Origin of the sequence: Neobacillus notoginsengisoli (assembly GCF_003515685.1) — a bacterium.
Classification (GTDB): Bacteria; Bacillota; Bacilli; order Bacillales; family Cytobacillaceae; genus Bacillus_D; species Bacillus_D notoginsengisoli.
The window spans coordinates 48,783-57,617 of the sequence record NZ_QWEG01000020.1; the positions used below are offsets into that span (position 1 = coordinate 48,783).

10 protein-coding genes are annotated in these 8,835 nt (G+C 39.1%); 4 read left to right on the forward strand and 6 right to left on the reverse strand.

The genetic code is table 11. From position 1 onward, the window contains the following. Positions 1-175: 175 nt before the first annotated feature. Together D1B31_RS21590 and D1B31_RS21595 are read right to left on the reverse strand one after the other, a co-directional pair. Complete coding sequence (locus D1B31_RS21590; RefSeq protein WP_118924371.1) at positions 176-1,549, reverse strand: DUF4179 domain-containing protein; 1,374 nt, start codon at positions 1,547-1,549, stop codon at positions 176-178. Then, the gene (locus tag D1B31_RS21595; protein ID WP_118924373.1) at positions 1,542-2,093 is read right to left on the reverse strand and encodes a sigma-70 family RNA polymerase sigma factor; all 552 of its coding nucleotides are present in this window, start codon (positions 2,091-2,093) and stop codon (positions 1,542-1,544) included. Before D1B31_RS21595 ends, D1B31_RS21590 begins: the two co-directional genes overlap by 8 nt. 270 nt (positions 2,094-2,363) lie before the next feature. Here D1B31_RS21595 and D1B31_RS21600 point away from each other — a divergent pair, with 270 nt between their 5' ends. Then, entirely contained in the window at positions 2,364-3,308 is a 945-nt protein-coding gene (locus tag D1B31_RS21600) for an urea transporter (RefSeq protein WP_118924375.1), read from the forward strand. A gap of 119 nt (positions 3,309-3,427) precedes the next feature. Here the strand turns inward: D1B31_RS21600 and D1B31_RS21605 are convergent, their stop codons facing one another. Both D1B31_RS21605 and D1B31_RS21610 read right to left on the reverse strand, forming a co-directional pair. Further along, positions 3,428-3,973 (reverse strand): DUF1697 domain-containing protein, encoded by a 546-nt coding sequence (locus D1B31_RS21605; protein ID WP_118924377.1) that lies wholly within the window; start codon positions 3,971-3,973, stop codon positions 3,428-3,430. Between the two features lie 36 nt (positions 3,974-4,009). Then, the gene (locus tag D1B31_RS21610; RefSeq protein ID WP_118924398.1) at positions 4,010-4,621 is read right to left on the reverse strand and encodes an MOSC domain-containing protein; all 612 of its coding nucleotides are present in this window, start codon (positions 4,619-4,621) and stop codon (positions 4,010-4,012) included. A 244-nt stretch (positions 4,622-4,865) separates the two neighbouring features. On the opposite strand from D1B31_RS21610, the gene D1B31_RS21615 reads away from it, so the two are divergent. After that, positions 4,866-5,240 carry a hypothetical protein gene (locus tag D1B31_RS21615; protein WP_118924400.1) on the forward strand — a complete coding sequence of 125 codons (375 nt, stop codon included), beginning with the start codon at positions 4,866-4,868 and terminating at the stop codon, positions 5,238-5,240. Positions 5,241-5,729: 489 nt separating this feature from the next. On the opposite strand, the gene D1B31_RS21620 is transcribed toward D1B31_RS21615, so the two are convergent. Both D1B31_RS21620 and D1B31_RS21625 read right to left on the reverse strand, forming a co-directional pair. Then, the gene (locus D1B31_RS21620) at positions 5,730-6,113 is read right to left on the reverse strand and encodes a YkvA family protein (RefSeq protein ID WP_118924379.1); all 384 of its coding nucleotides are present in this window, start codon (positions 6,111-6,113) and stop codon (positions 5,730-5,732) included. A 113-nt stretch (positions 6,114-6,226) separates the two neighbouring features. Continuing rightward, positions 6,227-6,649 carry a stage III sporulation protein AH gene (locus D1B31_RS21625; protein ID WP_240035384.1) on the reverse strand — a complete coding sequence of 141 codons (423 nt, stop codon included), beginning with the start codon at positions 6,647-6,649 and terminating at the stop codon, positions 6,227-6,229. Between the two features lie 305 nt (positions 6,650-6,954). On the opposite strand from D1B31_RS21625, the gene D1B31_RS21630 reads away from it, so the two are divergent. Both D1B31_RS21630 and D1B31_RS21635 read left to right on the forward strand, forming a co-directional pair. Beyond that, positions 6,955-7,584 carry a homoserine/threonine efflux transporter gene (locus tag D1B31_RS21630; RefSeq protein ID WP_118924383.1) on the forward strand — a complete coding sequence of 210 codons (630 nt, stop codon included), beginning with the start codon at positions 6,955-6,957 and terminating at the stop codon, positions 7,582-7,584. 284 nt (positions 7,585-7,868) lie between these two features. Next, the gene (locus D1B31_RS21635) at positions 7,869-8,636 is read left to right on the forward strand and encodes a SurA N-terminal domain-containing protein (RefSeq protein WP_118924386.1); all 768 of its coding nucleotides are present in this window, start codon (positions 7,869-7,871) and stop codon (positions 8,634-8,636) included. The last annotated feature ends 199 nt before the right edge of the window (positions 8,637-8,835 follow it).

Consider the following 8,835-nt stretch of genomic DNA (forward strand, 5'->3'; position numbering starts at 1 on the left):
ACTGAATCACGATGAGGCAGAGGACGGTTCCAGTGCCTTACTCGTTGAGTATAAGTTAGGATGATATGCATTTAGAAACTGCAGGAAACGCAAAACCTTCCAAACAATCAGGTTAGGAAGGTTTTTTGGCATGCTTATTGACGTTTAGTCCCTCGTTGTTTGATAAAGCAATTGTCTATTTATTACTTTCCTGTATTCCTAATTCTTCTTTATTAATGGGTATTTTTAATTCCAACTCTTTAATAACCTTTTGTTTAAAAATTGTTGTTGAAAAAAAGTTTAAATCCTCACTGTATGGTGTTTTGAATTTTATCAGCTGATTTTTACTATCGGGATTATCAATGTCCCCTTCTCTATTAATTACTTGCAGTTCGTTCTCTTTCATTAGATTAAATCTTTGTTTTCTAACTTTTACATAGTCGCCTATAACATCAAAATACACCCACACTTCTCCTTGTTTCTTTTCAATTTTATTAATAAGTATTCCGCCATCCTCTCCTTGATCGAGGAAAATGGGAAGCTTTTCAGTGATACTGATTTTATTGTTTTTGATCTCACTTATTCCATCATAATATGGTTGGATTGTAATAAATTCCGGAATATCTTTCATTGGCTCAAAAATAATCTCCGTTTTCATCGTTGCAATTCCATTTTTATACCGGTAACTGCTAATTTCGCCTCTTAATACCTTCATTTTCTTATTGTTAGGATCAAGAACATTATAAGAAATACTGGAATGCTTTAAGTTCATAGGCCGTTTATATTCAATTTTCACCAATGTCGCACTAGGCCCAAAAACAATTTCCGGAACCCTGAGTTCTCCTAATTCTGTTTTTTTGGAAACAGTCGGCGTAAATTCAAAGGCTTCACCCGTTTTCTCTACTGGCAAAGAAAATGCCCAATTTCCTTTTATTCTCTTACCTCCAACATCATCTACTGACACTAATTCCTGAATGGAAAGATTCAATGTGAATTTTTCAGGTAAAGCTTTCTTGAGATCGATATTTTGCACTTTTAAATATCGGTTCCCGATTTTTTTATCATTTGTTCCTCCTGAGAATCCATATGACGTGAGATCTTGGCCGTCTACCTTCATATTAAAAAGAAAAATATCCAAATTCTTGCCTTTATACCTTCCGCTAGTGGCTTCAATCGAATAGGAAACTGAAATCCTTGCCCCATCATACAGAATCTCATGAAAAGTCACCTTTACATCATTGTCAAGGACAGTTTGATTAATGTGTTGAACTTCAGTCTTTTCCACTGCCTTTTTTTGTCCCTCATCTCCATATTCAGAGAATAATGTCTGAATAAACGGGATTGCCGCCAATACTTGTTTGGGAATTGATGTTTGCAGCAACAGCCCTAAAGTAATGATGACAACTGCAGCTGGTATAAGAATCTTTACGGGGTGCATCTTTCTAACCAGGCGTCCATTGGATACTTCTATTTTTTGAAAAACCTTTTCCCTGTCCTTCTCAGTAAATCTGAGTTTTTCTTTTTCATCTTTTGATAACAGTTTTTTGATATTCCTTGATGGTTCATACATATGGAAGCACCCCCTGTTCTAATAGTGGAGTCAATTGTTTCTTTGCCCTTTGTAATCTTGACCGTACTGTTGCTTCGGGAAGATTCAGAATGATGGCTACTTCTTTGATTTTTAAGTCTTGAAAATACGTCATGAGAATCACTTCACGGTAGTTTACCTTTAACTTCATCACTTCCTGTAAAACCGAACGTGCAAACTCTTTATCCATCAGGTGCTCCTCTGCCGAATTCCCCGTCTGTTTTGGTTCAATATTTGTACCGAAAAGAATAATACGTTTGAACAGTGCACTTTTTAAATAATCTTTACATTTATTAATCGTGACTCTATACAACCAAGTCTTAATCGTACTTTCTCCCCTGAACTTCCCCATCTGTAGATAAGCGGTAACAAAGACATTTTGGACAATATCCTTAGCATCCTCGATATTTTTTACGTAAGAGTATGCTAGAATCGTCAATTCATCTCCATAATGAATCATAAGTTCCTCTACTTCTCTTTTTAAAGGATCTCTCGGATCTTCGTTTTCTATATTTTCGGTGCTCATTACATATGTATCCCCCTTTCACTAATTAGACGATTGAGAAGTTTAGATTTACTCAAATTTACAAATAAAAGAACCATGGGGTCACTTATTCTTGACTCTGCACCCTATTCATGTACAGAGGTTCGCATGGGATGAGGGAAGGGAATAACTTTTTTCGGGTTGAAAGAGTGATGCCCGGGTATATTAGAGGTAGATTGACTGCAGTTTTTACATACAAACGAACAGACAGATGAGGAATCAATGTAGGCAAAAGGGAAGGATTTTTTAGAAATGCTGAAACAAACAATCGAAAGTTTAATAAAAATACCAGGCGCAGCACAATTGCTCATTATTTTGCGCGGAATTTCCCAAGTCGTTCTAATTAATAATGCGTTGACTGGTGCGGTCATTTTATTTGCTATTGCGACTGTCTCTATTCCTCTTACGATCGCCGCCTTTGTTTCCTCGGCCATCGGCACACTGACGGCGTATTGGGGAGGAGCAGATAAAAACCGTATTCGGAACGGACTATTCGGCTTTAACTCAGTGTTGACAGGGATGGGGTTGATCCTCTATTTAAGCGGTCCTTATAAGTGGATAATCGCACTAGCCTGTGCCTTTATCACATCATTTATGACAGCGGCACTGATGCGGGCGATGACTCCAACCGGCTTACCTGTGCTCTCCATTCCCTTTATTCTTATAACCTGGATGATTCTGCTGGCATCGTATCGGCTAAAAGCGTTTACACTCACAACCGAGTTAATGCCACAAAATCTTTCGAATTGGAAATTGGATATTTCCGGTTCCATTAACTGGGCTACTGGATTGTTCGATGGAGCGAGGCAAGTCTTTTTTCTGCAAAACAGTGTGGCAGGGATCTTGATCCTTATCGGAATTTCAATCGCTGGTTGGAAGCTGGGAGTCTATGCTCTTTTAGGAAATATGGCAGCACTGGCGACCGCTTATGTCCTCGGGGCTGAGCATGCTTTAATTGACAATGGGCTTTTTGGATATAATGCTGTATTGGCCGCTGTTGCGATCGGTTCCGTGTATAGGAATCCACATAATAAGCTGGCTCCGCTGTCTGCAATCATCGCCTCATGCCTCACCGTTCTGGTCATTTCTGCAGTTGATTCCTGGCTGCTACCGTACGGATTGCCGGCATTGACTTTTCCATTTGTCCTTTCCACCTGGATTCTCCTAGGCGCCCGGAAAACTCAAATGAACTTCTAGATTGTCCAATATTGTAGCAACGTGGCTGACAATTAAAATCATTCATAGCGCTTTGCGGCAAATAGCCGTAAAGTGCTTTTATCTGTACTGGGTTATTATGAATTCTCATCCTCGGCGAATTACCTGTTTTGAGCTTGCATGAGTTCATATATTTTACGGGTGGTGTTGACATTTCGGACAGTCACTTGTTTATAAATCGTTGAACCAATGATTTTTGACATCCCGCTTTTTGTTGCGTTTTTCTTATCAATCGACCAAAGAATCGCGCCGGGCACATACCTCACCTGGTCAATGGTTGGTTTGATGACCAACCTCTCAAGCACAGATTCATTATCAATTTCGTCCCAAAGAAACAAGACATCACTTTTCATGTCTTTATCGTTTTTCCATGTGTCGGGAATGGCGTTAACAATTCCCCGCAAATCATCAATACTGCGAATTAATACCTTAATTCTCAGTCCGAAATCAGCATGGATTGCTTCTTCCAAAATACGTGAAAGTTCATTTTTTGCCAGGCTGTTGTGTGAAAAAATGATATTACCTGTGTTGATGTATGTGACCACATCGTTCGCTCCAGCCTGCTCAAACGTCTGTTTCAGCTGTTTCATATCTATTTTATTTTTTCCGCCCACATTAATCCCGCGAAGGAGAGCGATAAAGACCATACCCATCTTCCTTTCAACTTTATACTCGGTCGTGCCTTATATGCCGGTAGTAAGCTTGCTTAATCGACTTTCCAGCGCCGTTCTCCAAGTGTTAGCCAATTCTTCAACGGCCAAAACTTTCTTGATCCCATCAATATCCTTTTGCCTGTGAAAGTAAATCTCGTTTCCATAAAGAATCGATACTTGTTTTGGATGTGATTCCAATAATGTGATTTGTGAATCTTTCCGAACAAGACCTTCTTCTAAAACACGGCATAAATAACCAGTAAAACCAGTTTGAATGATCCTTTTTAAAAGAAAAGGATGATTCGTTCTTTTTGTAATCGTACTGCATGGAACCCTGCCTTGCGTAATTTGGATAACGGCTTCGCCAAGACGGAAGATATCGCCAATATGAACGTCGCTTTCGAGCATGTTTGTGACGGTTAAGTTTTCTCCAAAGTTTGCTGGCGGCAAAGGTTTTCCAAATTCTTTTGCCCAGAGTGAATAATGTTCATATGGATAAATGCAGACGGCGCGGTCGGGCCCGCCATGATGCTGCGTGTTCGCAACTCCATCCCCTACGAAACCTTCTTTTTTCAAAAAAGCCTCTTCAATAGCTTGTTTATAAATTCCTGTTTTCATTTCCTGATCGTTTTCGTACTTCATTATTTTAGGCAAACCGGTCGAGAAGTTTTTAATTTCAATCACTTTCTAGAACATCTCCTAGTAATTAGCTTTTTACTAATAGTATCACTTGTTTGGGACTAATTTTACCAAGCTCTCTCATTTACAGTCAATTTCCTTCTATACAGGAGGATGTCGCTTTTATTTTTAAAGGTTTAATATGATATTTTTGTTATAATACCAACTTAAGATCAATTGACAGAGGTGAAGAGAGGAAACTATGAACATGGAAAACGTATCAAATGTCGATAAAGTGGAATCGATAAAATCCTTAATATCGACAATTCGCAAACTCGAAAATGCCTTGGCTCAGATGACTGAGAAAGGGGCAAATACGACCTTAGTAAAAAAACGGCTCAAAGCTGTTACTATCGGCTTAGCTATGCTGGAAAACGTTTGGAATCAAAGGCCCCATCATTATACCGAGGAAGATTTAGCAGAAGTCCACACTGTTCTCACTGGTTTACTCCCATCAATCGAGAACGTTTATGCCAAGTCCAAGGAAGGCAGCCCTCAAAGGACGCTTTTGGAAAGAAGGAAGAAATCATTGGAACTAGCTGTACAGGCGATTGACGAGTCTTTGTATAAAAATTTGCCTTGATGAACAGTATAGCTGTGGTTTTTTGAATAAGCGGGACCTTTTTTTAGATTCTTAGAAACCAACCCCCTACTTTTTTGCCCGTTGGGGAACTTTAAAAGATCCATTCGGCCGATTCCAAGGGGGATTCATCCGAATCGTGGGGAGATTCGTCCGGATTCGGAGAACATTCGGCCGGATTCAATGGGGATTCGTCCAAATCAGATCTTTATTCGTCCGGAGCCGAAAAATCACTAAGCAAAATCCACCTTTAATGCATTCTCTATTCAACCGTAGGAACGCTTTCGGCCGATTCCAAGGGGGATTCATCCGAATCGTGGGGAGATTCGTCCGGATTCGGAGAACATTCGGCCGGATTCAATGGGGATTCGTCCAAATCAGATGTTCATTCGTCCGGAGCCGAAAAATCGCCAAGCCCTCCCCTATTCAATCGTAAAAAAAGCGCCTTAATCCTCCTTGGATTAAAGCACCGCGATGAGATTTCCACTTCAACTACTGAAATAAGTTGAAAATTTTTATAACAGCCCAAATTATAAACAAAGACCAGATGAATAGAATAATGGAACCGACTATCCAATTCTTCGGTTTACCGTTTTTCAGCATTTCTTCTGCCTTAGCTTCGCAATCTTTCAGGACATCCTTTGGAATCATCTTTAATGCAAAAACTATCGCGATTGGCAGGAGAATGACCTCATCTAGATAGCCGAGAAATGGGATGAAATCAGGGATTAGGTCAATTGGGCTGAACGCATAAGCAACGACCCCCGCGGTAAATGCTTTAGCATACCAAGGTGTTCTTTCATCTTTATATGCAAAGTAAAGAACGTATATTTGTCGTTTTAGATTCCTCGCCCATGATTTGATTTTGTTTAACATGATACCTCCTGTAACCGTAAGATATGGTTTTTTTCCCATTTACAACACTTCGCATGTTCTACAGAGATTCAGCCGGTGGGCAGTCCGATGTTGCTTTCATCCAATACAGGAATTCACCTTTTTAGGAACCTCTCCCATAAAGTTTCATCAACCATAAAAAATCCCTCGTGTGAACATGCAGCCAAGATACATTTGTCATTTTGATAAAACATTAAGTCTTCTGGCAGTTCCGGGCTAATCCACCCAAAAAGCGAATCGCTATATTCTTCCAAAAAATCCCTTGTTGCATTATTGAAATGAAAGTAATAAACGTACGCCGTATCTTCAGCAAGCCTTGTTGTTTCCCATTCCCGTTGAATTTTTCTTTCTATTAAATGTCCTTTCATATCGACTATTAAATCGTCAATGTAAGCAAGGCGCTCTTCTTCGATCTCCATCATTTGTCTATTCTCAACAAAAGCAAAACGATTACATTGTCTTGAAAGTAAGTCAATTAATTGTTTGTATTTTTTGCCTTTTACATTTTCATGCATCATGAGCATATTTCATTCCTCCATGGCCCACTAACCTCTCGTTTGTCTAATTAGGAATTCAACAAAAACATACGTTAATCCTGCCTGGATTAGCCCTCTATTCATTTCACAGAAAAGTTTCAGGCCTTAGGGAATGACCCCCTACTGATGCAGGATTCACTTGAGATAATGTTATTTTAAGTCCGAGTGGTTGGGAAAATTACGCCGCAACTATTATTTCAGCAAAACTTATTGGTATTTCTAAATTCATTTGATATACTTTACCGAATACTTACCAAGGTAGTCACTATGAAGAGAGGAGAAATGGCATGGATAGCTTACTTACTTACATCTCAATTGCTGCAATGATGGTTCTGATCCCAGGAGCGGATACGATGCTACTGGTGCGGAACACGCTCAGCTATGGCCAAAAAGCCGGGCGGTATACGATTCTTGGAATGGCAACGGGACTTATTTTTTGGACGATTATTGCGATTCTTGGCTTATCTGTCGTCATTGCAAAGTCTGTCATTCTCTTCAGCACAATAAAATATTTGGGAGCTGCTTACTTAATCTATCTCGGTATCAGAAGCTTTTTTGCGAAAAGCGGGGTTTCCCTGGAGGAGATTCAGGCACATGCAAATGTACCCGTGGATTCTTCGAGCCGGCATCATAAAGCGTCTTTCATGCAAGCATTACTCAGTAATGTCCTTAATCCAAAGACTGTTTTGGTTTACATCACCGTCATGCCGCAATTTATCGATTTGAGTGGAAATGTCAATCAGCAATTGATTGTTCTGGCATCCATCCTTACCGGACTCGCTGTATTGTGGTTTTTAATCCTCGTTTATGTCATTGATTTCGCAAAAAAGTGGCTGAAAAACTCCAAATTTCAAAAAGTTTTTCAAAAATCAACCGGCTTACTTTTAGTAAGTTTCGGCGTTAAAACAGGCATTTAAACCATTATCAAACACCGTTCAGACAACTGAACGGTGTTTCTTTTGGCAAATTAGGGACGGTTCTGGGTTTGCCGGGGCAGTCGCGCATGGCCGCCGACGCTATATTTTGCTTAATCTGTTTCACATCTGCTTTTTTACAGCCTCCATTAAAATATTTCAATCCTGTGATAAATATTAAATTCGAGCGCATACTGTTTCTTTTTCTTAAAATTAACATTATAATCCGCACTAGATGATTTTTTTAGGGAAAAATTATACTTCTAGCTTAGGGGAGGAGATTGATTATGAAGAAAATGATGTTTATGGTATTAACCGGTCTATTGGCCGTTGTTTTAGCAGCATGCGGAGGAAATGAAGAAAGTAAAGAAGCTAAAAATAATGATAAAGAAAAAACAGCGCAAACCGATCAACAGAAAGAACACCAAAAGCAAGTGGAAGAAATGCAAAAGAAATTAGAAGCACAGCAAATAGATGAAAAGAAAACTGTTGCCATAGTGAATAAAGAAGAAATTTCAGGAAGCGACTATAATAACGCTTTAGCTTCTGTACAAGGACAAATGCAGCAAATGGGACAAGATCCGACTTCTAAAGAAGCTGCAGAGCAAGTGAAAAGCCAAACCATTGACAGTTTAGTCAGACAAACTCTTCTGCTTCAAGATGTAGATAAAAAAGGCTATAAAGTTTCAGAGGCAGATGTTAATAAGCAGCTGGACGAAGTAAAAAAACAGTTTAAAACAGAAAAAGAGTTCGAAGCCGCTCTTAAAAAATCCGGCATCGATATAAAAACACTTAAAACTCAAATAGCTGACGATCTCAAACTTACACAATACTTTGAGAAAGAAGTGCCGGCGGGTAAAATAACCGATGAAGAAATTCAAAAAACGTATGATCAATTTGCGGAACAAGGAAAGAAATCTGGACAAGAAGTTCCAAAGTTTAAAGAAGTAAAACCGCAAATCGAACAATCTCTTCAACAGCAAAAACAGCAGGAAAAGATCGCTCAGCGAATTGAAGAGTTAAAGAAAAATGCGAAGATTGATATTAAGATTTAAGATGTTCCACACTAAACCGAACAGCTCAAAGGGTAATTGAGACAACGAAAAAGAAGATGAACCTCTACAAAATGATATGCTCCCCTTAAGGTAGACAGATTAAAAAATAAAAATCTGTTTACTTTAAGGGGAGTTTTTATTATGTCAAAAAGGGCACTTTCCCTCCAAGATAAAATCAAAATCATTCATGCATACGATA

Excerpts from the sequence above, each read along its gene's own strand:
- D1B31_RS21590 (WP_118924371.1), bottom strand. The coding sequence starts at position 1,549 with ATGTATGAACCATCAAGGAATATCAAAAAACTGTTATCAAAAGATGAA.
- D1B31_RS21595 (WP_118924373.1), bottom strand. The coding sequence starts at position 2,093 with ATGAGCACCGAAAATATAGAAAACGAAGATCCGAGAGATCCTTTAAAA.
- D1B31_RS21600 (WP_118924375.1), top strand. The coding sequence starts at position 2,364 with ATGCTGAAACAAACAATCGAAAGTTTAATAAAAATACCAGGCGCAGCA.
- D1B31_RS21605 (WP_118924377.1), bottom strand. The coding sequence starts at position 3,973 with ATGGTCTTTATCGCTCTCCTTCGCGGGATTAATGTGGGCGGAAAAAAT.
- D1B31_RS21610 (WP_118924398.1), bottom strand. The coding sequence starts at position 4,621 with ATGAAGTACGAAAACGATCAGGAAATGAAAACAGGAATTTATAAACAA.
- D1B31_RS21615 (WP_118924400.1), top strand. The coding sequence starts at position 4,866 with ATGGAAAACGTATCAAATGTCGATAAAGTGGAATCGATAAAATCCTTA.
- D1B31_RS21620 (WP_118924379.1), bottom strand. The coding sequence starts at position 6,113 with ATGTTAAACAAAATCAAATCATGGGCGAGGAATCTAAAACGACAAATA.
- D1B31_RS21625 (WP_240035384.1), bottom strand. The coding sequence starts at position 6,649 with ATGATGCATGAAAATGTAAAAGGCAAAAAATACAAACAATTAATTGAC.
- D1B31_RS21630 (WP_118924383.1), top strand. The coding sequence starts at position 6,955 with ATGGATAGCTTACTTACTTACATCTCAATTGCTGCAATGATGGTTCTG.
- D1B31_RS21635 (WP_118924386.1), top strand. The coding sequence starts at position 7,869 with ATGAAGAAAATGATGTTTATGGTATTAACCGGTCTATTGGCCGTTGTT.